Source organism: Brevundimonas sp. EU05-FHT14B07 (assembly GCF_058790795.1).
On the sequence record NZ_JBYTCZ010000002.1, the window covers coordinates 94,767 to 118,613 of the forward strand.

Consider the following 23,847-nt stretch of genomic DNA (forward strand, 5'->3'; position numbering starts at 1 on the left):
GCCTAGAAGAGCCGGTAGTTCAGACCGACAAAGTAGCGTCGGCCATACGGATCGAAGGTCGATGCGAACCCGAGGTACAGCGGCGGTTCCGCATCGAACGCGTTTGTAACACCGCCTCTCAGGACGACCTTGTCATTGACATTGTAACGGACGGTGAAGTCATGCCGGACAAAGTTACCTGTGGTGTACCAATCGGTCGGTTGACCATCAGCATTGCCGCTAGTGATCACATCACGCGTCTTGACCAAATCCTGAGAAGCCATCCAGTCGGCGTTCCAAGTCACGGAGAAGTTGCGATTAGGCGACCAGGTCAGGCGGGAGACGCCTTCCATACGCGGATAGAACACTCCGGTGGTCAGGTCGGAGAAGAAGTTGGGGTTCACAAGGCTGGTGAACTGCTTCTGCTCAATCAGCCACAGGGCGTTCATAGTGTAGTCAAAGCGACCAAAGTTAACGCCAAACACATCCTGGGTTTCGAACCCATAGGTCGCGCTGATGTCCAGTCCGCGGGTCTCCAGCTTCGCAAAGTTTAGCGATTGCAGGATAAAGCCGCCGATGGGATCTCCGGTCGGCGCACCAACCTTGAAGACGTTGTACGGATCAACGTTGGCGTTCGGATTGTTGCGACGAACCAGCGCGCAAGTGACGGGGTCGAGATTGGGACCGTTGACGCAGGCCTCAGCAATCGCTTGGCCGCCAGGGGTCACAATCACATCGTCGATTACGATCTCATAGTAATCGAGCACCAGCGAGAAGTTCGGAACAAACCGAGGGCGCAGAATGGTCGAGAAGGTGAAGGACTTGGAGGTTTCAGGACGCAGCGCAGGATTCCCGCCCAACGAGCTGGCAATACCACCGCTGTAAGTTGGGCGGTAGTCGTCGTTGATCGTCGTGGTCGTCTGACCAAAGTCGTAGGTGAGCCCACGCTGAGAGGCCAAGGCCGTGCAGTTCGCGATGCGGTTAGCACGAATTTCAGTGGCGTTGTCTCCGGCGAACGCCGCGATGACACGGGTGTCGCAAGGATCCGAGAAGTTGTTGACGAACGTCTGCGAGAACGGGCGGAAGTTCTCCGTCAGGTTCGGTGCACGGAACGACGTGTTGTAGCTCGTTTTGAACATGATATCGCGGATCGGGCGATAAACGAGGCTCACCCCGTAAACGTCGCCTGTCCCAGCGGTCGTATAGTCAAAATACCGATAAGAGCCGCTGAGCTCTGCGAACTCGCCAAGCGCACTATCTTTGAACAGCGGAATAGCAACTTCGGCGAACGCCTCTTTGGTTTCATATTCAGCGCCGGTGAAGTCCGCTCCGGTGTTGAGCTGCAGAACACGGCCTGCGGTGTCGCGATCGCGACCGATACCTTCGGTGTATTCACGGCGATATTCGGCGCCCAACGAGAAGCCGATCGGACCAGCGCCCCAGAAATCTCCTAGCTCGCCGCCGAACGTGGCGACCGCGCTTTCCTGAATGTTCTTTTCCTGCACGCGAACAAAGGCGGAAATGTAATCGATTGCGGCAGCCGACTGGTTGCCTGCGCCGAATACGTTCAGCGGCACGCAGCCTGCGACCTCAGGATTGGACGACGGGTTGGCATAGGTGGTCGCTGTCGTGAACGGGTTCTGCTCGGTGATCGGAAGGCCTTGCGCATTCAGCAATCGGACGCGGCAGACGATCTCGCCGGGACGGCCGTTCACCAGACCTGCAGTATCTACCACGGAATCCATGGCATGGCCGAAACGGATCGCATCCGGTCCCGTCTCTACGTTGAGATTCTTCATTTCACCGTAGACGTAGGACAGACCCCAGTTGACGTTGTTGATGAAGCCCAAACGGTCGTAGTCGCCTTCCAGCGCAGCGACATATCGCTGCACTTCACGATTGTTGGTCTGGGTGCGGGGAATGCCGAAACCGCGGTGAAGCGCGATCGGCGCATTGACGGTGCCAAGCGTCGCGCCGGCGGTCGTGTTGGTGGGATCTCCATAAGAGGTGAAAGTGTTGCCTCGAATGGCGTCTCGCAGGTTAGCCGGCAGGAAAGCGTTGTCCGTACGCGTGCTGAAGGTGGACGAGCCCGAGATCAAACCTGGGGTGGTCGTAGTACCCGTACCAGCACCCAGCGACGCGTCGACGATATAGATGTCCCAGAACGAATACTGACCTTGGTCGTATGCATCTTCGGTCGTATATTTGGCTTCAAGCGTTCCTCGAATATTATCGCTGAACTTGAAGTTTGCGCCAACTTGATAGCGCTGAGCTTCCTGATCTGGGAAGCGAGTCAAGGCGTCGAACGCCGTGATGTTTACGGGCTCGCCGTCACCACCGATATTGTACGGACGGTTCGCGCCCGTTACGCCGACCCGCTGACCGAAGTTGGCCAGACGCGCTGTCGTGCCGTCAAACCAGTATGTGTAAGACGGATCTACGTTGAAACAGTTCGACGATGTTGAGAAGCTGCGGCACGCGGCGACGGGGACATCAGGATCATTGAACTGGCTGGGTCGCTGCATGTTGGCAAGCGTTGTCGTTCCCCACAACGGCCGATCCAGTCGACGCACGTTGAAGAACTCGCCCGTATCGATGATGCCGTCGGATGCCGGACCAATCGCCGGATTGGTCGGATCAGCGTCGATGCCCAGAGCGATTCGGCTGCGACGCAGCCAGTCGATCTGATCCGAGCGAACCTCGTCAGCCTTCTCGTATTCACCGAAAGCGTAAAGATTCAGACGATCGTCCAACAAGTTGACGCCAGCCAACGCCGAGACCCGACGCGTGGCGGCATCACCACCCTCGGTCAACTGACCGTAGTTCGCGTCAATCTCCAAACCCTCGTAATCACGACGGAGAGTATAGTTGATAACGCCGGAGACAGCGTCTGCGCCATACACCGACGACGCACCACCAGTGATAATCTCAATGTTATTGATCAACAGGCGCGGGATGGTGGACACGTCCACAGAAAGCACGCCCGCTTGCGAACCGACATGACGACGCCCATCAATCAGGGTCAGCGTCCGGCCGCTGCCCAAAGAGCGCAGGTTGGCGAACTCGAGACCGCCGTCATTCAGGCCTGTTCCGGTGGTGTCCGAAGGAACGAGCGAGTTTGACAACGCCGGGATCGTCGCGAGGTAATCGATCACAGTGGGCAGGCCGGTTTCGAGCAGTTGCTCGCGCTGGACCTGGATAATAGGCGCGGCGACCGTGGTTGGATCGCGCCGAATACGAGAGCCTGTAACGACGACTTCCGAGACGGTGGCCGCTTCCTCATCCTGCGAAGTCGAGGCGGGCGCCTGGCTCTGCGCCATGGCGGCGGTGCTCGCCAGAATGCCGGCGAGGACCGTAGTCCCAAACAGATATCGGCGGTTCATAATCATTCATTGTCCCCAATATGTCAGCTCGCCCTCAAGACGGACGCGAGATCATAAAATTCTCGTAACGCAATTGAGGCAGCTCTCAAACGTTTCTGACACATTTCAGACACGACATAACGTCGGTGTAGCAGCCAAGACACAGGGTTATGTTACCCTAGAAGGCGGTTCCGACTAGCCGCTCTGGTAAATTGTTGCGTCACATACCTCTATAGGCGATTTTTATGGCTATATTTCGGATCTCAAGGGTATTTTTGTTGCCATTTGGGCATGCTTGGATCGTCTGATACGAGCCGAAAATACGCCGCATTCAGAGGTTGTCGCGCAGCCAGCCGGCCACACGGCCCACCACGTTGCCACGGTGGACGCGCGGCGCATCCGCAGCCGTGATTTGCCGCGCCATCAGCTTCCGCGCCGAGACCGCTTCACGCGGGCCGTAGGCGGCGCGGAGGAGGACGCCGGCCGTGGCGCAGAAAGCGGGGCCGGAGGCGGCGTCGGCCAAATGTGGCGCCCGTTGGGGTTTTCCGAGGCGGACAGGACGGTCGAAGACGCGCACCGCCAGTTCGCGCACGCCGTTTAGCTGACTGGCCCCGCCGGTCAGAACGAGGCCCGCGCCGGGCTCCAGGCCGACGCCGGCATTTTTCAGCCGATCACGGAGCAGTTCGAGGGTTTCCTCGACGCGAGGCGCGATGACGGTCTTCAGCATGGCGCGCGGGACGATGACGGGGCCGGCCGAGGCGTCCTCGCCGCGCGGCGGGGCCTCCAGCATTTCGCGGTCCTCGTTGGCGCTGGCCATGGCCGAGCCGTGCAAAGTCTTCAGCCGCTCGGCGCCCGCCTTGGACGTCGACAGGCCTCGCGCGATGTCGGATGTCACATGGTCGCCGCCGACGTTCAGGCTTTCGATATGCAGCAGCGACCGACCGCCCCAGACGGCAGCGCTGGTCGAGCCGCCACCCATGTCGATGCAGACGGCGCCCAGGTCCATCTCGTCTTCTTCCAGCGCAGCGAGCGACGAGACGACAGGCGCAGCGGCCACGCCCTGCAGGTCCAGGTGGGCCAGCTCCAGACAGTGGCTCAGGGTCGTGAAGACGTTCTCGGCCATGGAGACGACCAGCAGGTCCAGCCCCAGCGAGCCGCCGCGCATGGCGCGCGGATCATGGACGCCGCGCGCGCCGTCGACCGACCAGGCGATGGGCAGAACGTGGATCGGGCGGCGGTTGGGCAGGCGGATCTGAGCCAGGGCCATGCCGATGGCGCGCGCCAGATCGGCGTCGCCGACCGGATTGGCGCCCAGCGAGACGCGCGCCTGCACCCGGTGGCTGGCCATCTGGCCGATGGCGGTTGTGACGACGACGCCGGAAACCGGGCTCTGGGCCGCGCGCTCGGCGCGTTCGACGGCGTGGCCGATGGCCTGGGCGGCCTCGTCCATATTGATGATCGCCCCACCCTTCACGCCCTTGGACTGGACGTGGCTGGCGCCCGCGACGCGGATGGTGCGGTCGGCGTGGCGCACGCCGTCGGGCTTCATGATGAAGCACGAAACCTTGGACTGGCCGATGTCCAGCGCCGCAATCCCGGGGGCGCGACCGGCGCGAGGATCCATGCCCCGACTCTGATCGTTCGCCGCGCCGCGTTGCTTCGTCATGATCTTCGGTATCCTAAGCGTCGCCGGTGGGTCGCACGGCGACCTCGTCCGGGGTTCTGAGATCGACGCGGGCGAAGCCCAGGTCGAGCAGGCGTTCGCGCTGGTCCAGCGCATCGAGGCGGATCAGGGCCGCCTCCTGTTCGGTGGCGGGCAGCTGGATCAGGCTGCCGTCCTTGAGGCGAAGGTCCCAGCGGCGTTCGTCCACGCGCACCAGGGCGTCCACCATTCCCATCAGACGCGGACGCTGGGCCAGCAGGGGCAGAATCTCGCCAGCCGCCACATCGGCGCCCTTGCCCACGACCAGCGGCAGGGTCGGATATCGGCGCGCATCGGCCCCGTCGATGACCTGGCCCCGCGCATCGATGACCTTGATCTGGCCGGCCTCCTGCCAGACGGCGAGACGGTCGTGTTCCTTGACCTCGACGATCAGGGTGTCGGGGAGCAAGCGCACCACGCGCGCCTCCTTGACCCAGCCCACGCCCTGAACCCGCGTACGAATGGCGTCCAGATCCAGGCTGGTGATCGGCTGGCCGGAGTAGAGACCCAAGGCCTGCTGGATCGCCGGTTCGGCCTCGGGCGAGGCGCCGGTGATGTGCACCCGCTTCAGCGTCAGACCCATTCCGGCCGTCAGATTGTCGACCCCGTGCGAGACGGACGCGCCGATCCGTTCGGCCCGCGCGCCTGTGGCCAGCACCCCGACCAGCAGCAGCGCGCCGGCGCCTAGGGCGATCACGGCGGTGCGGGGGGAAATATCGACACGGCCGATGGCGGCCATCTTGCCGGGAATGGCGGACGCGTTCTTGGCCCCGCCACGCGACCGCCCTCCCCCTTTGGGAGCCGCGCCGCGTTGGGGAGCCTGATTAGAACTCTGTCGCCGACCGCCGCGAACTACCGCGGGCATGAGGCGTCCTCCACCATCCACCGAACCAGATCGTCGTAGCTCATCCCGGTGTAGGCCGCCTGCTCGGGCGCGAGCGAAGTCGGGGTCATTCCGGGCTGGGTATTGACCTCCAACAGGACCAGATCGTCCTTAACATCATCATAACGGAAGTCGGATCGCGACACGCCGCGGCACCCCATGGCCACGTGCGCCGCCTCGGCCTGACGCAGCGCCTTGTCGAACACGTGCGGCGGCAGGACGGCCGGCAGGACGTGCACCGATCCGCCCGGCGCATATTTGGCCTCGTAGTCGTAGAAGCCCTTGGTCGGGGTGATGTCGGTGACCGTCAGGGCGCGCGGCCCGGCCGGTTCGCCCAGCACGGTGACGCACAGCTCCTTGCCGGCGATATAGGGCTCGACGACGACCTGCTCGCCGTAAGCCCAGCCCGGCTCGCCCACTTCGGAAACCGGACGGTTGGCGCCTTCGCGCACCAGGAAGACGCCGACCGACGAGCCTTCGGCATTCGGCTTGACCACATAGGGCGGGTCGATGACGTGACGGCTGGCGACCTCGTGACGATCGTAAAGACCGCCGCCCGGCACCTTGATGCCCGCCGCCCGCAGCACGGCCTTGGACTTGTCCTTGTCCATCGCCAGGGCCGAGGCCAGCACGCCGGAATGCGTGTAGGGAATCCGCAAAGTTTCCAGCACGCCCTGAACGCAGCCGTCTTCGCCCCAGGCGCCGTGCAAGCAGTTCAGCACGACGTCCGGCTTGATCAGGCCGGACAGCACATTGGCCAGATCCCGCCCGGCGTCCACGCGGCTGACGCGTACGCCCTGCCGCTCCAGCGCCTGCGCGCACTGCTCGCCCGAAGAGAGGGAAACCTCCCGCTCGGCGGAAAGGCCGCCCATCAGGACGGCGACATGAAGGGATGCGAAGGGGCGGGTCATGGGCGGCTCCAGAACCGTCTGGATGCCGCGCAGGTCGTTAACAGCCCGTCAACCAAACCGTCGAGAAGTCACTGAAGTGTTGATGACGCCGGCTTTTCGACCAAGACGACCGGGTCATCCACACCCGAGACTTGAGGCGCAGCCGCCTCAACGACAGTCTCGGATGGCGGCGTCAGGTCAAGGGCGTAAAGATATGCGCCCTGACACTGTTCCTTGTCGCCATAAGACCACTCCGCCGCACGGTGACGCACACCGGCTGCCGCGGCCGGCGATGTCGGCGCCAACAGATCGTCACGAACGGTCATGTCCGGCCGCAACTGCTCGCCCGACAGGTCGAACGCGCCAGCATAGACCGCCTCGCCGTCGCGCGCCTCGAACCCGGAGTTCCCCAGGCAGAAATGGGTGATGTACTGACCGACATTGACCGCGCTCAGACGCCAGCGACCGGGCGGCACGGAAAAGGTCTGGGTCACGGCCCGCGTGCGATCGCCGCGCACCGCGCCGCGCGTTGGCAGAGCGACGGCGAACAGCGCCGGACGACCGTCCTGCTCCCAGGGCTGAATATCGGGCGCAGGCCCCTGGCGGGTAAAGAACAGCGTGCGGCCGCCCTGCTCCGCCATGCCGGTCAGACGCACGGTGACGAGAGCGTCCCCGGACGCCACGGCGACGTCCTCTGGCTTTAGCGCGCGCGGCGGACGCGCGGTGCGCGGGGCCTGCGGGCCTTTACGGGCGGCCGGCGGCGTGGTGCTTTGCGGCGGCAAGGCCTGAAGGCTCAACGACGCCTTATCCAGATCGCCTGATTTTCCGACCAGCACCGTTTCGCCGCGCAAAGCGTCGTTGTCATAGATGCGAACGATCTCCCCCTTCGGCTGGTCGGCGCCGACGTGGTCCGCCAGGGCGGCGTGAAGTTCCGCCTGCTCCAGCGCGTCCAGCGCCTTACCGTCGGTCTCGTCCAGTCGAACGACACGCCAACCGTTCACGACCATGCAGTTTTCGACGTTGGCGGCGACGCCTCTGCGCTCGTGCATCCCGTTCATCGCGCCCTGGATGACGCCGACCACCAACATGCCCAGCAGACCACCGGCCGCACCGGCTGCGGCGGCGCTGTTGTCATCAGGCTGCGTCATCCGCGAGGCCTCGGCCAGACACCCGTTCAACGCGGCGTCGTGCTGCGCCAGATCGGCGCCCGCGCGGTTGAAATAGGTGTACCCAGCGCTGGACCGCGTCAGATCGATCCGGTTTTGGCCGCCCTCAAGCGCAGGACCGACCGCCGTGCGGGTGACGAGTTGGGCGTGGGCCGGTTCTGCGGCCATGGCCAGAAGGCCGACGACGGCTGCGATACGCTTCATCTGATTTCTCCCCCGAGAAATCCTCACCTAACGTGCGGCATGTCCTTGCGCAACCGCCGATCAGCGTCGGCCAATCCGCTTGATTTCCCACTCCAGCTGAACGCCGGTCTTGGCCAAGACATCGGCGCGAACCGCCTCGCCCAGGCCTTCAATGTCGGCGGCTGTCGCCTCGCCGGGATTGATCATGAAGTTGGAGTGCAGTTCGCTGAACATGGCACCACCGCCGGTTTCGGTGTGCAGCTTGCCGCGCCAGCCGGCCTCATCCACCAGCTTCCACGACGAATGGCCCTCGGGGTTCTTGAACGTCGAGCCGCCCGTTTTCTCACGGATTGGCTGGGTGGTCTCGCGACGGCTTGTGATCTCGGAGATCCGGGCCGCCACCGCCTCGGGTTCGTCGGCCGTGCCGCGATAGGTCGCCTCGATCCAGATGATGTCGGCCGGCGCCCGGGAATGGCGATAGGTGTAGCCGAAGTCGGCCAGAGCGTAATCGACCCGCTCGCCCGCCTGCGTCAGCCCCCAGGCCGAAATCAGCACGTCCTTGGTTTCGGAGCCATAGCAGCCGGCGTTCATGGTCAGGGCTCCGCCGATCGTGCCCGGAATGCCGGCGTAGAATTCAAGCCCGGCGATTCCCGCCCTGGCGCTGGCCTTGGCGACCATCGAGTCCAGCGCGCCCGCGCCGGCCGTGACTGTGTCGCCGTCCGTCGTGACCTGCGCCCACGGGCGGCCCGCCAAGCGGATCACCACGCCCTCGACCCCGCCGTCACGGACGATGACGTTCGATCCAACGCCCAGAACCGTCACCGGCACGGACGGGTCCAGCGCCTTCAGGAAGTCCGCCAGATCCTCGGCGTCCGCCGGAATGAACAGGGCCTCGGCCGCGCCGCCTACGCGGAACCAGGTATAGGGCGCCAGCGGCTCGTTCCGCAGCAGCTTGCCGCGCACCTCGGGCAGACCGTTCACGCCAGAGCCTCCAGCTGCGCCGGCAGGCCATAGGCCCAGCTGGTGATATCGCCGGCGCCCAGCAGCACGACAACGTCGCCGGATTTGGCCTCATCCTTGATCAGGCGTGGCAGGACAGCGGCGTTCTCCAGGGCCTGGACGTGACGATGGCCGTAGCGGCGAACCCCGTCGGCCAGGGCGTGCTTGTCCACGCCTTCGATCGGTTGTTCGCCGGCGGGATAGACGTCGGCGACGATCACGCTGTCGGCGTCCGAGAAGCAGGTCGAGAACTCGTCCATCAGATCGCGCAGACGCGTATAGCGGTGCGGCTGAACTACGGCGATGACCCGACCGTCCGTCACCTGACGCGCGGCCTTCAGCACGGCGGCGATCTCGACCGGGTGGTGGCCATAGTCGTCGACGATGCGGACGCCGCCCACGACGCCCGTCGTGGTGAAGCGCCGCTTGACCCCGCCGAAGCCGGCAAGGCCCGCGCGGATCGCGTCGTCCGACACGTCCAGTTCGCGCGCCACGGCGATGGCGGCCAAAGCGTTCGACACATTGTGCCAGCCGGCCATCGGCAGATGGACGCCCGAGATCACATGGGTTTCGCCATTCTGGATGACCACGTCGAAGCGGCAGCCGTCCGGCCCCATCTCGACATTGTCGGCCCGCACCATGGCCTGCGGATTGACGCCGTAGGTCACGAGCCGTCGGTTATCGATGGCCGCGACCAGCTTCTGCACTTCGGGATGGTCCAGACAGACTGCGGCGAACCCATAGAAGGGGATGTTCTCGACGAAGTCCACGAACGCCTTCCGCACCCCGTCGAAGTCGCCGTAGTGGTCCAGATGTTCGGGATCGATATTGGTGACGATGGCCACCGTCGATTTCAGGCGCAGGAAGCTGCCGTCCGACTCGTCCGCCTCCACCACGATCCAGTCGCCGTCGCCGACCTTTGCGTTGGTGCCGTAGGCGTTGATGATGCCGCCGTTGACCACGGTTGGATCCAGGCCCGCCGCATCCAGCAGGGCCGCCACCATCGAGGTCGTCGTCGTCTTGCCGTGCGTGCCGCCCACCGCGATCGAGAACTGCAGCCGCATAAGCTCGGCCAGCATCTCCGCCCGGCGCACCAGCGGGATGCGACGCTCGCGGGCCGCCTTCATCTCGGGATTGTCGGCCTTGACCGCCGTCGAATAGACCACCGCTGAAACGCCCTCGCCCACATGGGCGGCGTCGTGGCCGATGAAGATCTTGGCGCCCAGCTGTTCCAGCCGTTCGGTATTGGCGCTGGCCTTGGCGTCAGAGCCCTGCACCGAATAGCCGATCTTCAGCATGATCTCGGCGATGCCGCTCATGCCGATGCCGCCGATGCCGACGAAATGAACGGGACCGAGGTCGAACGGGACGGGGCGAAGGCGTGCGATCATTTTCGCCTCATAAACGCCGCCTCGCCTCCTGCGAAGGGCGCGCCGCATACGGAGCGAACTTTTCTAGGGACGATCGGTCGCGGCTGTGCGCGAACTCGCACAGAACTATTGCGCCTCCACCGGGTTGTCTTCGGGAACGCGCGCGGCTCCCGCTTGCGCCGCTGCTCCAGAGGACTCCCAAGATGGCCAAGAACGCAAAGCCGGCCGGCGGGCCGACAATCGGCGCCGCCGGCGAGGTGCACCAGACCGCCTCGACGCCTGAGACCCGCCTGACCACAAATCACGGGACGCCGATCAGCGACAATCAGAACTCTCTCAAGGCCGGCCCGCGCGGCTCGACCCTGTTGGAAGACTTCATCCTTCGCGAGAAGATCCAGCATTTCGACCACGAGCGTATCCCGGAGCGGATCGTCCATGCCCGCGGCTCGGCCGCCCACGGCTTTTTCGAACTGACCGACAGTCTGTCGGAGTTCACCACGGCCAAGATCCTGACCGAGGTGGGCAAGAAGACCGAGCTGTTCGCCCGCTTCTCGACCGTCGCTGGCGGCGCGGGCTCGGTCGATACGCCGCGCGACGTGCGCGGCTTTGCGGTCAAATTCTACACGACCGAGGGCAACTGGGACCTGGTCGGCAACAACATCCCCGTCTTCTTCATCCAAGACGCGATCAAGTTCCCGGACCTGATCCATTCGGTGAAGATGGAGGCCGACAAGGGCTATCCCCAGGCGGCCAGCGCCCACGACACCTTCTGGGACTTCATCGGCCTGATGCCCGAGAGCATGCATATGGTCATGTGGGCCATGTCGGATCGCGGCATCCCGCGCAGCCTGCGCATGATGGAAGGTTTCGGCGTCAACACCTTCCGCCTGCTGAACGCCGAGGGCGAGGCGACGCTGGTCAAGTTCCACTGGCGGCCGAAGCTGGGCACGCAGTCCACCTGCTGGGACGAGGCGGTAAAGATCGCCGGCGCCGATCCCGACTATCACCGCCGCGACCTGTATGAAGCCATCGACCAGGGCGACTTCCCCGAATGGGAGTTCGGCGTGCAACTGTTCACCCAGGACCAGGCCGACGCCCTGCCCTTCGACATTCTGGACGCCACCAAGCTGGTGCCGGAGGAGGATTATCCGATCCAGGTGATCGGGCGGATGGTGCTGGATCGCAACCCGGACAACTTCTTCGCCGAGACGGAACAGGTCGCCTTCCTGCCGACCAACATCGTGCCGGGCATCGATTTTTCGGAAGACCCCCTGCTGCAGGGCCGGCTGTTCTCCTATCAGGACACCCAGCTTTCGCGCTTGGGCACGGTCAACTTTCACCAGATCCCGATCAACCAGGCCAAGGGCTGCCCCTTCCAGAACTTCCAGCGTGACGGTCATATGCAGATGGCCGTGCCCAAGGGCCGCGCCAACTATGAGCCCAACAGCCTGTCCGAAGCGGGCGAGGACGGCGGCCCGCGCCAAGATCCCAAGGGCGGTTTCCGTACCGCGCCCATCCCGGTCGAGGGCGAAAAGGTCCGCCTGCGCGCCGAAAGCTTCGCCGACCACTACAGTCAGGCGCGGCTGTTCTTCCGCTCCCAGACCGAGATTGAACAGGCCCACTTGGCCAGCGCCATCGTCTTCGAACTGTCCAAGGTGTCGCTCGCTCACGTCCGCGAGCGCGTTTTGGCCAATCTGCAGAATGTCGATGAGACGCTGGCCCAGCGCGTCGCCGACGGCCTGAACCTGCCCCTGCCCAAGGCGTCCGACCCCGGTGTGGCGCCCATCGATCTGGACGCCTCGCCTGCCTTGCGCATCGTCGGCAAATACCCCGACACCCTGAAGGGCCGGAAGGTCGCCATCCTGGTCGCCGACGGTTCGGATGGCGAGGTAATCGACGCCGTGAAGGCGGCGGTTGAAGGCGACGGCGGCTCGGTCTTCATCGTCGCGCCCAAGATCGGCGGCGCAAAGCTGAAGGACGGCAAGACGCTGGCGGCAGACGGTCAACTGGCCGGCAGCCCGTCGGTCCTGTTCGATGCGGTGGCGATCATCCTGTCCGAGGACGGCTGCGCCCAAATTCTTAAAGAAGGCGCCGCAGTCGATTTCGCCAAGGACGCCTTCGGTCACCTCAAGGCCATCGGCCACACCCCCGAGGCCCAGCCCCTGCTGGACAAGGCGGGCGTCGAGCCGGACGCCGGCGTGATCGATCTGTCCAATGACGCCAAAGGCTTCCTCGCCCCCGCCCGCACCCGCCAGTGGGATCGCGAGCCCAAGGTGCGCATGCTGGCCTGATCGCCCCACCTTTCGTCATCCCAGGCCCTGTGCCTGGGATGACGGGACCGGGCGGATTTCAACACTGCCTTAACCGTAAGGATTCACCATAGCGGTCTCATTGTTGCGAGACCGCGTTCCATGTCCGATCTGAAGACCGACGTCATTCACCGTGGCGACTGCATTGAGGTGTTGAAGGGCCTGCCTGACGCCTCGGTGGATATGGTCTTCGCCGATCCGCCCTATAATCTGCAGCTGGGCGGCGACCTGCTGCGTCCCGACAATTCCAAGGTCGATGCGGTCGATGACGACTGGGACAAGTTCGCCAGCTTCGCCGACTATGACGCCTTCACCCGCGCCTGGCTGGCGGAATGCCGCCGCGTCCTGAAGCCCGAGGGCTCGATCTGGGTGATCGGCAGCTACCACAACGTCTTCCGCCTGGGATCGGCGATCCAGGATCTGGGCTTCTGGGTGCTGAACGACATCATCTGGCGCAAGTCCAACCCGATGCCGAACTTCAAGGGCACCCGGTTCACCAACGCCCATGAGACCCTGATCTGGGCCGCCAAGTCGCGAGATCAGAAGCGCTACACCTTCAACTATGATGCGCTGAAGGCCTTCAACGAAGACACCCAGATGCGCTCCGACTGGACCTTCGCCCTGTGCACGGGCGAGGAGCGGATCAAAGACGCCGACGGCAAGAAGGCCCATCCGACCCAGAAGCCCGAAGCCCTGTTGCACCGCGTCCTGCTGTCGGCGACGCGCCCCGGCGACGTAATCCTAGATCCCTTCTTTGGCACCGGCACCACCGGCGCCGCCGCCAAACGCCTCGGCCGCCATTACATCGGCATCGAGCGTGACGAGACCTATGCCCAGGTCGCCGAAACCCGCATCGCCTCGGTCATCCCTGCCCGCCCCGAGGACCTGATGGTCACCGGCTCCAAGCGCGCCGAGCCCAAGGTGCCGTTCGGCGCCCTGGTCGAGGCCGGTCTGCTGCAACCCGGCGATCGCCTTTATTGCCCCAAGGGCGAGCGTGAGGCGCGTGTTCGTGCGGACGGTTCGCTGGTTCACGGTTCGCTCAGCGGCTCGATCCACAAGCTGGGCGCGCTGCTGGAGAATGCGCCGGCCTGCAACGGCTGGACCTACTGGCGGTTCAAGACCGACCAGGGGCTGAAATCCATCGACGCCCTCCGCTCGGAAGTTCGCGCCGCGATGTGAGCCGCTGCGACCGCGCGTCGCATAAGCCGCATCAATCACTTAGCTGACAATGCGTCGCTGAAACGTACGATTTCGCACACTTATTACGGGTCAGCGTCGCTGTAACCCCGCGAAACCTATGTAAAAATTAGTCAACTGCGATGGAACTTCGCAGTTGCGAGAACATTGATGTCAACGGCCCGCCAGGATGCGGTGTCGGAGCACATCACCATGAAAATCGCGCAGATCACCCCTCTGTATGAGGCCGTGCCTCCCAAGTTGTACGGCGGCACGGAGCGTGTGGTGGCGCATCTGACCGACGCACTGGTCGATCTGGGCCACGACGTGACTCTGTTCGCCAGCGCCGACGCCCAGACCAAGGCCCGTCTGGTGCCCGTGCGCGATCAGGCCATCCGTCTGGATCCGGCGCCGCTGAAATCCGACCTCGCCGCTCACCTGTCGATGCTGGGCGAAGTTCTGGACCGCGCCGACGAGTTTGACGTCATCCACTTCCATACCGACATGGTCCACTTCCCGCTGTTCCAGAAATATGCGGACAAGACTTTGACGACCCTTCACGGCCGTCTGGACATGAAGGACCTGCCCGGCGTCTATGCGCGTTGGAGCGAGTTTGGGCTGGTCTCCATCTCCGACGATCAGCGCAAGCCGCTGCATTTCGCCAACTGGAAGGCCACCGTCCATCACGGCATGCCCGGCGAACAATACATCTTCTCCCCGAAGTCCGAGGGCTATCTGGCCTTCCTGGGTCGCATCTCGCCCGAGAAGCGCCCCGACCGCGCCATCGAGATCGCCACCAAACTGGGCATGCGTTTGAAGATGGCCGCCAAGGTGGACGCCGCCGACAAACGCTATTGGGAAGAAACGATTCGCCCACTGGTTGAGGGCAATCCGCTGATCGAGTTCATCGGCGAGATCGGCGATCACCAGAAGTCCGCCTTCCTCGGCGGCGCCGAGGCCCTGCTCTTCCCTATCGACTGGCCGGAGCCGTTCGGTTTGGTGATGATCGAGGCCATGGCCTGCGGCACGCCGGTGATCGCCTTCCGCTGCGGCTCGACGCCTGAGGTCATCGAAGATGGCGCCACCGGCTTCCTGGTCGATACGATGGAACAGGCCATCGCCGCGGCCGGACGCGCGCATCTGCTGGACCGCGAGGCGATCCGCGCGCGGTTTGATCTGCGGTTCTCGGCCACCGCCATGGCGCGCCGGTATCTGGACGTCTACGGCGATCTGCTGGCCCGCCGCCCGTTCGCGGAAACCGCGCTGGATGACGTGGTCACGCCGTTGCGTCCGCGTGAAGAACGCAGCTTCGCCGCAACCGCCTGAAACCAACTCCGTCGGGACGCCGCCACAATCGTGAGTTTGTAACGGCGTTCACCCAAAAGTTAAGCTTATCCATTACGGTCGTCCCAAATCGGGGCGACCACTATGCAATGGACAGCGATGAGGCGGCGGCTGGCGGATCTGCGCCGGAATACCGCAGGCAACATTGCGACCTTCTTCGCCCTGTCCGCCATGGGCCTGACACTGATGGTCGGCCTGGCCATCGACATCAATCGCTATGTCTCGGTCAGGAACCAGGTGCAGGAGGCGCTTGATGCAGCAGCATTGGGGGCTGCGGCGTCCCGCGCCCAGACCGTCAAGGAGCTGGAAGCGGTCAGCGGTCCCTATCTGGAGGCCAATCTGAAGACCGGCCAACTGATCGATGGCTGGAAGACCGGCACCCAATATGTCGATGGCAAAATCGTCAGGGTGACGTTCAAGGGCGGGGTCAAACCCATCTTCGCGGGTCTGGCCGGCGTCAAACAGTTCGACATCAACGCCCTGTCCGAGGCGACGCGCGGCGTGGCGCAAAAGATCGAGACCGTCCTTGTGCTCGATAACACCTGGTCGATGAGCGAAAAGGACAGCCGCTCGATCAAGCGGATCGATGCGCTAAAGAGCTCGGCCAGTCTGCTGGTCAACGAGTTGATGGCGACCGAGAGCGACGAGGTCTCAATCGGCGTCGTGCCCTATGCGGACTACGTCAACGTCGGGATTGCCAATCGCAAGGCCCCGTGGATTTCCGTGCCCGACGACTATGTCCAGGAGCGCACCTGCACGACCAAGACGACCTACAGCGGCGGCACCCCCTACCCTTGCACTACCGTGCGTGACGGCGTCAGCGAGACCGGCACATGCTACAAGGATCAGGTAGTCAAGACGGTCACCGTCCCGCCCTATGCTTGCAACGTCAGCTACAAGTGGTTCGGCTGCGTCTATTCGCGCAACGTCGGCACGACGCGGCTGAACGACCAGTCGCCGGCGACGCCCTACAAGGGTTTTCTGACGACGGGCCAAAGCTGCCTGAATGCGGTCAGCCCCTTGTCCAAGAGCAAGTCCGGCGTCCTGAACGCAATCAAGAACCTCGTCATCAATGTCGGCGGCTACAAACCCGAAACCCACATTCCATCCGGCCTGATCTGGGGCATCAATCTGCTGTCGCCTACCGCGCCGTTCCAGGAAGGCGGCGCCTACGATCCGGCGAACCGCACGCCGCGCAAGATTCTGGTGCTGATGACCGACGGCGTGAACACCCTGCGCTACCGCTCATCCGACGGCGCGCACGTCGCCACGGTCAAAGCCAATGAGCTGGCGGCGACGGATTCCGATCTCGACTCGATCTGCACCTACGCCAAGTCGAACAAGATCGAGGTCTTCACCGTCGGCCTGAACGTGCCCACGCAGAACGGGCGCAATTTGCTGAGGACCTGCGCCAGCGATTCCGACCATGCCTTCCTGGCAGAAGACAGCGCCGCTCTGGAAGCCGCCTTCCGCGACATCGCGCGGTCCATCGGCGTCGTGCGACTGATCAAATGAAGGTCTCCCGGCCTCTGTTGATGAAAAAGCACAGGTTCGCCTGAACCCGTCGGCGACTTGCCCATTAAAGTCTGCAAGCGGCCCCTGAGCGCCGCATTCGGGTGCGACACGTTCGGCCGAGGCCTCACAACGACGGGGAAGAGACCGCATGGACGACGCCTATTCCACTCAACTGACCGCCGGTGAATCGGTCGAGGCCACGGGTCTCGAACACCTGATGGCGCTGAAGGAAGGCGACACCTTCCTGGTCGCCGACGGATGGGGCGACATGAAGGGCGGCGCCGACGGCCTGTTCGCGGGCGACACCCGCGTCCTGTCGCGCTGGGCGATGACGGTAGGCCTGCTGAAGCCGTCGCGTCTGTCGTCCGGCGTCAGCCAGGACAACGTCTTCTTCTCCTGCCACACCACCAACCGTCCCCTGCCCCCGATGGGCGGTCGATCGGCTCCGGCCGGTGTCCTGCATATCGAGCGCCGGCGTTTCCTTTGGAACCGGCGGATGTTCGAGCGCATCCGCATGGTCAACCACGGGGTGGAGGACATCCTGCTGCCGCTGGCCTTCGACTTCGGCGCGGACTTCTTCGATATCTTCCAGGTGCGCGGCACGCCGCGAGCCAAGCGCGGGACGATCCACACGCCGACGACCGACGGCCGCCGCGTCACCTTCCGCTACACCGGCCTGGACGACGTGGACCGGTCCAGCTGCATCGCCTTTTCCGAACCGCCCGCGCGCCTGACGCATCAGCGCGCCGAGTTCATGTTCAGCCTGCCGAAGGGCCGCTCGCTGGACCTGTTCATCGAGTGCGGCGTGGACGCCTGCGAGACACCGGACGCGGACCGTTGGCGACAGAACGCCATACAGGCGCGCCTGGCCATGCGCGCCAAACGCCGGCGCGGCGCCTCGGTGCGCGGCCCGCGCAGCCCGCGCTTCAACGACTGGCTGGACCAGTCGCGCGCCGACATGGCGCTGTTGACCACAGACCTGCCGACCGGCCCCTATCCCTATGCGGGCACGCCGTGGTTCTCGACCCCGTTCGGCCGCGACGGCATCATCTCGGCCTGGCAAATGCTGTGGCTGGATCCGTCGCTGGCCAAGGGCGTGCTGACCTATCTGGCCTCGCGGCAGGCGACCGAGACGTCGCTCTATCGAGACAGCCAGCCCGGCAAGATCATGCACGAAACCCGCGGCGGCGAGATGAGCGCCCTGCATGAGGTGCCGTTCGGCCTCTATTACGGCGGGGTCGACACCACCTGTCTTTTCGTGGCCTTGGCCGGCGCCTACGCCAACCGCACCGGCGATCTGGATTTGATCCGCACGCTCTGGCCCAATCTGATCGCGGCCGCCGACTGGATGCGCGACTATGGCGACAGCAACAATGACGGCCTGATCGACTACCAGCGTGGGGCCGACACGGGCCTGTCCAACCAGGGCTGGAAGGACTCCGAGGATTCCATCTTCCACGCCGACGGCCGCTTCCCCAAGGGTCCGATCGCGCTTCTGGAGGTTCAGGGCTACGCCTTCGCCGCCTGGAAAGCGCTGGGTGATCTAGGTGAGCGTCTGCACGACGACCGCACGACCGAATGGCGTATGCGCGCCGAACAGGTCCGCTCTCTGGTCGAGGAAAAGTTCTGGATGGAGGACGAGGGCTTCTACGCTGTAGCCCTCGATGGCGACGGCCAGCAATGTCGCGCCATCGCCTCCAACGCAGGGCATCTGCTGTTTACCGGCCTGCCATCACTGGAACGCGCTAGGCGCGTCACAAAACGCCTGCTGACCGCCGAGTTCCGCACCGGCTGGGGCATCCGCACGCTGGAGGTCGGACAGGCCCGCTTCAATCCGATGAGCTATCACAACGGCTCGGTTTGGCCTCACGACACCGCCATGGCCGCCGCCGGCATGGCGGCTTACGGCGAGCGCGATGCGGTCGCGCAAATCCTGGCCGAGATCTACGCTGCGGCCGCCCACTTCCACCTGCGGCTGCCCGAACTGTTCTGCGGCTTCCCGCGTGAGCCGGGCGAGCCGCCCATCGCCTATCCGGTCGCCTGTCTGCCTCAGGCCTGGGCGGCGGGATCGGTCTTCCTGATGCTTCAGGCGACCCTGGGCCTGTCGATCGACGCCTGGACCGAGACGGTCGATCTCTCTGACCCCGTCCTGCCCGCCGGTCTGGACCGTCTCAAGATCACCGGTCTGGAAGTCGGCGGCGCCGTTGTCGATCTGAATATCCAGCACGCCGACGGTCGCGCCGTGGTCATCCCGCATCACAAGCAGGGCAAGGTTTCGATCCGCACGTTGCGATAGGGGTCAGCCGAACAGATCAGGCGCGTTCGCCCGATCCAGCGCCTTGGCGAAGACCGTCGGCAGGGCGGCCCGCGCCGCCTCGATCGGCATCCAGCGATAGTCACCGTCCGCATCGACGCGCGCGGTCATCACCGCCAGCGTCAGGCTGAAGTGGGTGAAGACGTGCTCCACAGCCCCCGCGTCGCGCCAGTCGGCCTCGACCGGCGCTGCGGCAACAGGCTCGCCTGTCGTCCAGTCGCTGGTCGGCAGGCCCAGCATTCCGCCCAGCAGCCCCTTTTCAGACCGCGTCTCGACTGCGATCCGCCCCTGATCATCGATCAGCACATAGGCCGCGCCCCGCCGATGCGGTCGCTCCGCCTTCTTCGTCTTTATCGGGAACCGGGCCGGGTCGCCCGTGGCCAGACCCAGGCATTCGCTGGCTACCGGACAGGTCCCGCACGATGGCGACTTGGGCCGGCAAACCGTCGCGCCCAGATCCATCAGAGCCTGCGCCCAATCCCCTGGCCGCTCGTCGGTGACGAACAGGCCGGCCAGCCGCCTCAGCTCGGGCCGGGCGGCGGGGACCGGCGTCTCGACCGCGAACAGACGCGCCATGACCCGCTCGACATTGCCGTCCACGACATTGGCCGCCCGGTCGAAGGCGATGGAGGCGACGGCCGCCGCCGTATAGGCGCCGACGCCCGGCAAGGCGAGCAGCGCCGCCTCGGTGTCCGGAAACACCCCGCCATGCTCGCCCGTCACCGCCCGCGCGCAGGCCAGCAGATTGCGGGCACGCGCATAGTAGCCCAGCCCCGCCCAGGCCCCCATGACCTCCGCATCCTCGGCCGCCGCCAGGTCCGAAACCGTCGGCCAGCGCGTGGTGAAGGCGTGGAAATACGGCGTCGCATGCGGCACGGTCGTCTGCTGCAGCATGACCTCCGACAGCCAGACGCGGTAAGGCTCGGTCCGCGGCGCGCCGACGGCGGCGCGCCACGGCAGGGTGCGCGCGTTGGCGTCGTACCAAGCCAGCAGCCGTGAGCGGATCAGGTCTATGTCAGGAGAGACGTCAGGCATCGGTCGAGCTATATAGACCCATGCGCCGCACGCTGCCCACAGACGCCGAGGTCCGCGAGATCCTGTCTCGCCGCCGCACCCGTCCGGTCCCCCGACCGGCGCCGCGCGCAGGCAAGGCGCTGACGCCCCTAATCAAGAAGCTGGACGAGCAGTTCGGACGCGGCGCCGGCGCGTTGGAACCCCGTTGGCGTGAGATCGTCGGCGATCGCCTGGCGCGCGTGACCCGTCCTCAGAAACTGACCAAGGGCAAGGGCGGTCAGCCCGGCGTGTTGGAGTTGCGTGTCGCCGGCGCCGCCGCCCTGCTGATCCAGCACCAGTCCGAGGACATCCTGGCCCGCGTCAACCTGTTCCTGGGCGCCGGGACCGTGGATCGACTGCGCATCGCCCAGGGTCCGGTCGCCCCTTTGAAGGAGGCCGCCGCCCGTCCCAAACGCAGCGCCAAGCCGCCGCCCCTGCCCGCCCAGGCCGAGGCCGATCTGGCCGCATCGATCGCTTCAGCCCCCGACGATCTGCGCGCCGCCCTGGCCCGGCTGGGCCGCGTCGCCCTGTCGCGCTCCGACATCAAGTCCGACTGAGCGCCGCACCTTGGTTGGCAGTCGCCCCCCGGTGCTGTAGGAAGAGGTTGTAAAGCGACAAATATCCGCACGGCGCTTCCGGTCGCGCGCCTGTATTCTGAGTCCCGATGAAGCAGCAAGACGACTGGCGACTTACCGATGTCGTCGAACACGAAATCGGGCGTGGAGATCCGTTCGCCGCTGCCATACGTGGCACGCGCATGCCGATGGTCATCACCGACCCGCGTCGCGACGACAATCCCATCGTCTTCGCCAACAAGGCCTTTCAGGACCTGACCGGCTACGAGCGCGACGAGATCATCGGCCAGAACTGCCGTTTTCTTCAGGGGCCAGATTCCGATAGGGACGCCGTGGCCAAAATCCGCGACGCCCTGCAGGCCGGTACAGACATCCACATCGATCTGCTGAACTATCGCAAGGACGGCAGAACCTTCTGGAACGCCCTGTTCATCAGCCCTGTGCGCAACGCCCACGGCGACATCGAATATTTCTTCGCCTCGCAGTTGGACGTGACCGAGCGGATCGAGGCCCAGGCCTATGTCGAAAAGCAGAAGGCCCTGGTCGAACGCGAAGTCGCCGCCCGCACCGCCGATCTGCAAGAGGCGCTCGCCGCCAAGACCCTGCTGCTTCACGAGGTCGATCACAGGGTGAAGAACAACCTGACCATGATCGGCTCGCTGCTGCGGCTGCAATCGCGCTCGCTGTCCGATCCGGCCCTGACCGCCACCTTGGACTCCATGTTAGAGCGAGTGGACGCCCTGGCGACCGTTCACCGCAAACTCTATCAGTCCGAGGACGTCACCCAGTTTGACGTCGGCGCCTTCACCAACACCCTGGTCGCCGATGTGATTGGCTCGACAGGACGCACCGATATCGAGGTGTCCGTCGATGTGGAGCCCATGTTCATTCCTTCGACCCATGCCTCGTCGATCGGGCTGATCATCAACGAACTGCTGACCAATGCGATCAAGCACGGCTTCCCCGAGGATCGCGGCGGCCGATTGATCGTCTCGGCCAAAAGAACGGAACAAGGCGGCCAGGTCGTTGTTCAGGACGACGGCCCCGGCATTCCCGGCGCTGCGCATCAGGGATTGGGCAAGACTTTGATCGGTCGTCTTTCAAAGCAGATCGGCGGCAAGACGCTGTGGCTGCCAGCCGACCCCGGAACGCGCGCGGTCGTCGACTTCCCCGTGAGCGGCTAGGTGCGCGCCGCCGGGCCTCACTTCGACATCCTGGTCGTCGAGGACGAGGCCCTGCTTGTGATGGACCTCGAGGCGATGCTTGAGGACGAAGGCCACCGGCTGGTCGGAGAAGCCATGTCCCTGAGCGAGGTCGAGTCGCTGTCGCTCGACGCGCCGCCCGACATCGCCTTTGTCGACATCCAGCTGGCGGATAACTCCAGCGGTCTGGACGTTTGTCGCCTGATAAAGGATCGCTGGCCGTCCACGGCCGTCGTCTTTCTGACCGCCAACCCCAAGATGATCCCCGAGGACTTCCTGGGCGCGCATGGCGTGATCCCCAAGCCCTTCTCGCGGTCCGGCCTGCTGTCGGCGATGCGCTTCATTCAGCAGGGCATAAGCGATCCGCCGCCCCGCCAGGACAGGCCGCAAAGTTTCATCCCCGCACCGGCGATCAATCGGGCCTGGGCGCGCGGATAAGGCGCTGTTGACAAAACTTCGCCGCACCTGTTCCAGACTAGTTCAGGGTTGCGCCATTCCCGGGGAATCGCGCGATCATCGCCAACGATCCGATCCGAGGAACCTTCATGGCCGACACTGAATCCCGCTTCGCCCGCATGAGCCGTCGTGCGGCCATCACCGGCGCCGCACTGGCGACCATGGCTTTGGCGGCCTGCGGCGGCGGCGCCAAGGGTGCGGCCGAGGGCGACATGGGTCTGGGCGCGCCCGAAGGCGCCAAGGTCACCGTGGTCGAATACGCCTCGGTCACCTGCCCCCACTGCGCCCTGTGGCAGAAGAACACCTGGCCGGCGTTCAAGGCCAAATACGTCGACACCAACAAGGTCCGCTATGTCTTCCGCGAACTGCCGACCCCGCCGGTCGACGCCGCCACTGCCGGCTTCCTGGTGGCGCGCTGCGCCGGTCCGGACAAGTATTTCGACGTGGTTCACCAGCTGATGGCGACGCAGCAGGAGATGCTGACGTCCTCGCCGCGCGACTGGCTGCTGCGCACCGCCCAGGCCGCTGGCCTGTCCGAGCAGCAGTTCAACGACTGCGTCACCGACAAGGACGCTGTCGCCGCCATGGAGAAGCGCGTGCAGGCTGCGCGCGCCCAAGGCGTGACCGGCACCCCGGCCTTCTACGTCAACGAAACCCAGGTCATCTCGCCCGGCGGCGAAGGCGCCAGCCTAGCCGACCTGTCCACCGCCATCGACGCGGCCCTGGCCAAGTAACCGAGGCCAAATCAAATGATGCGACGCGCCTTCATCGCCGCCGGTTTCGCCTTCGCCGCCCTGACCGGCGGTTTGGCTACGCCGGCGCTCGCCGCGGATGCGCCCCCGCCCGTCACGGCCCAGGATCATATCCTGGGTCGGGCGAATGCGCCGGTCACGGTCATTGAATACGCGTCCTTCACCTGCTCGCACTGTGCGGACTTCCACAACACCGTGCTGCCGGCCTTCAAGGCCAAATACATCGACACCGGCAAGGTCCGGCTGGTTCACCGCAACCTGCCGACCGCGCCCGCCAATGTCGCCGCCGCCGCGGCTGCGGTCGCCCTGTGCGCCGCGCCCGAACGCTATTTCGACGTGGCGGCCGTCTTCATGCGCGATCAAGCCAACCTGCAGACCACCGGCGCCCAACCCTGGTTCGCGGCCGGTATCGCCGCCAGCGGCAAGACCCGCGAGCAGATCGAGGCGTGCCTGAACGGCCCGACCATCCGTACGGCCCTCGACGCCCAAATCGAGGGTGCGCGCGCCGCAGGCGTCGCCGGCACGCCCACCTTCTTCGTCAACGGGACGATGGTGATGGAGCATTCGCTGGAGGCCCTGTCGGCCGCCATCGATCCGCTGCTTCGGTAGTCCGCCAG

The 23,847-nt window shown here is 64.9% G+C and carries 18 protein-coding genes; 10 read left to right on the top strand and 8 right to left on the bottom strand.

What is annotated here, in order from left to right; translation table 11 throughout:
- Positions 1–2: 2 nt before the first annotated feature.
- The 7 genes from AC3WRC_RS04560 to murC form a co-directional block, all read right to left on the bottom strand.
- Entirely contained in the window at positions 3–3,368 is a 3,366-nt protein-coding gene (locus AC3WRC_RS04560) for a TonB-dependent receptor domain-containing protein (RefSeq protein ID WP_492303057.1), read from the bottom strand.
- Between the two features lie 304 nt (positions 3,369–3,672).
- Positions 3,673–4,965, bottom strand: coding sequence for a cell division protein FtsA (gene ftsA, locus AC3WRC_RS04565; RefSeq protein WP_492303058.1), 1,293 nt, complete (start codon positions 4,963–4,965; stop codon positions 3,673–3,675).
- Between the two features lie 55 nt (positions 4,966–5,020).
- Complete coding sequence (locus tag AC3WRC_RS04570) at positions 5,021–5,908, bottom strand: cell division protein FtsQ/DivIB (protein WP_426024153.1); 888 nt, start codon at positions 5,906–5,908, stop codon at positions 5,021–5,023.
- The gene (locus AC3WRC_RS04575) at positions 5,896–6,837 is read right to left on the bottom strand and encodes a D-alanine--D-alanine ligase (RefSeq protein ID WP_492303059.1); all 942 of its coding nucleotides are present in this window, start codon (positions 6,835–6,837) and stop codon (positions 5,896–5,898) included. Before AC3WRC_RS04575 ends, AC3WRC_RS04570 begins: the two co-directional genes overlap by 13 nt.
- A 68-nt stretch (positions 6,838–6,905) precedes the next feature.
- Positions 6,906–8,186 (bottom strand): hypothetical protein, encoded by a 1,281-nt coding sequence (locus AC3WRC_RS04580; protein WP_492303060.1) that lies wholly within the window; start codon positions 8,184–8,186, stop codon positions 6,906–6,908.
- A 60-nt stretch (positions 8,187–8,246) separates the two neighbouring features.
- On the bottom strand, positions 8,247–9,146 hold the full coding sequence (gene murB, locus AC3WRC_RS04585) for a UDP-N-acetylmuramate dehydrogenase (RefSeq protein ID WP_492303061.1): 900 nt from the start codon (positions 9,144–9,146) through the stop codon (positions 8,247–8,249).
- Positions 9,143–10,555 (bottom strand): UDP-N-acetylmuramate--L-alanine ligase, encoded by a 1,413-nt coding sequence (murC, locus tag AC3WRC_RS04590; RefSeq protein ID WP_492303062.1) that lies wholly within the window; start codon positions 10,553–10,555, stop codon positions 9,143–9,145. Before murC ends, murB begins: the two co-directional genes overlap by 4 nt.
- Positions 10,556–10,737: 182 nt before the next feature.
- Between murC and AC3WRC_RS04595 the strand changes: the two genes are divergently transcribed.
- From AC3WRC_RS04595 to AC3WRC_RS04615, 5 genes are all read left to right on the top strand, one after another.
- Positions 10,738–12,825, top strand: coding sequence for a catalase (locus tag AC3WRC_RS04595; RefSeq protein ID WP_492303063.1), 2,088 nt, complete (start codon positions 10,738–10,740; stop codon positions 12,823–12,825).
- Positions 12,826–12,945: 120 nt separating this feature from the next.
- Positions 12,946–14,022, top strand: a complete 1,077-nt coding sequence (locus AC3WRC_RS04600; protein WP_492303064.1) for a site-specific DNA-methyltransferase — start codon at positions 12,946–12,948, stop codon at positions 14,020–14,022.
- Positions 14,023–14,232: 210 nt separating this feature from the next.
- On the top strand, positions 14,233–15,345 hold the full coding sequence (locus AC3WRC_RS04605) for a glycosyltransferase family 4 protein (RefSeq protein WP_492303464.1): 1,113 nt from the start codon (positions 14,233–14,235) through the stop codon (positions 15,343–15,345).
- Between the two features lie 117 nt (positions 15,346–15,462).
- Positions 15,463–16,878 (top strand): pilus assembly protein TadG-related protein, encoded by a 1,416-nt coding sequence (locus tag AC3WRC_RS04610; protein WP_492303065.1) that lies wholly within the window; start codon positions 15,463–15,465, stop codon positions 16,876–16,878.
- Between the two features lie 148 nt (positions 16,879–17,026).
- Entirely contained in the window at positions 17,027–19,174 is a 2,148-nt protein-coding gene (locus tag AC3WRC_RS04615; protein WP_492303066.1) for an amylo-alpha-1,6-glucosidase, read from the top strand.
- Between the two features lie 3 nt (positions 19,175–19,177).
- Here the strand turns inward: AC3WRC_RS04615 and mutY are convergent, their stop codons facing one another.
- Complete coding sequence (gene mutY, locus AC3WRC_RS04620; protein ID WP_492303067.1) at positions 19,178–20,227, bottom strand: A/G-specific adenine glycosylase; 1,050 nt, start codon at positions 20,225–20,227, stop codon at positions 19,178–19,180.
- Positions 20,228–20,247: 20 nt separating this feature from the next.
- Between mutY and AC3WRC_RS04625 the strand changes: the two genes are divergently transcribed.
- The 5 genes from AC3WRC_RS04625 to AC3WRC_RS04645 all read left to right on the top strand — a co-directional run bounded on the left by AC3WRC_RS04625 (position 20,248) and on the right by AC3WRC_RS04645 (position 23,839).
- Positions 20,248–20,802 (top strand): DUF721 domain-containing protein, encoded by a 555-nt coding sequence (locus AC3WRC_RS04625; RefSeq protein WP_295194303.1) that lies wholly within the window; start codon positions 20,248–20,250, stop codon positions 20,800–20,802.
- A 107-nt stretch (positions 20,803–20,909) separates the two neighbouring features.
- The gene (locus tag AC3WRC_RS04630) at positions 20,910–22,004 is read left to right on the top strand and encodes a PAS domain-containing protein (RefSeq protein ID WP_492303069.1); all 1,095 of its coding nucleotides are present in this window, start codon (positions 20,910–20,912) and stop codon (positions 22,002–22,004) included.
- Complete coding sequence (locus AC3WRC_RS04635; protein WP_082503461.1) at positions 22,005–22,460, top strand: response regulator; 456 nt, start codon at positions 22,005–22,007, stop codon at positions 22,458–22,460.
- A 107-nt stretch (positions 22,461–22,567) separates the two neighbouring features.
- Positions 22,568–23,212 (top strand): DsbA family protein, encoded by a 645-nt coding sequence (locus AC3WRC_RS04640; protein ID WP_039246870.1) that lies wholly within the window; start codon positions 22,568–22,570, stop codon positions 23,210–23,212.
- A gap of 15 nt (positions 23,213–23,227) precedes the next feature.
- Positions 23,228–23,839, top strand: coding sequence for a thioredoxin domain-containing protein (locus tag AC3WRC_RS04645; RefSeq protein WP_313009960.1), 612 nt, complete (start codon positions 23,228–23,230; stop codon positions 23,837–23,839).
- Positions 23,840–23,847 lie beyond the last annotated feature (8 nt).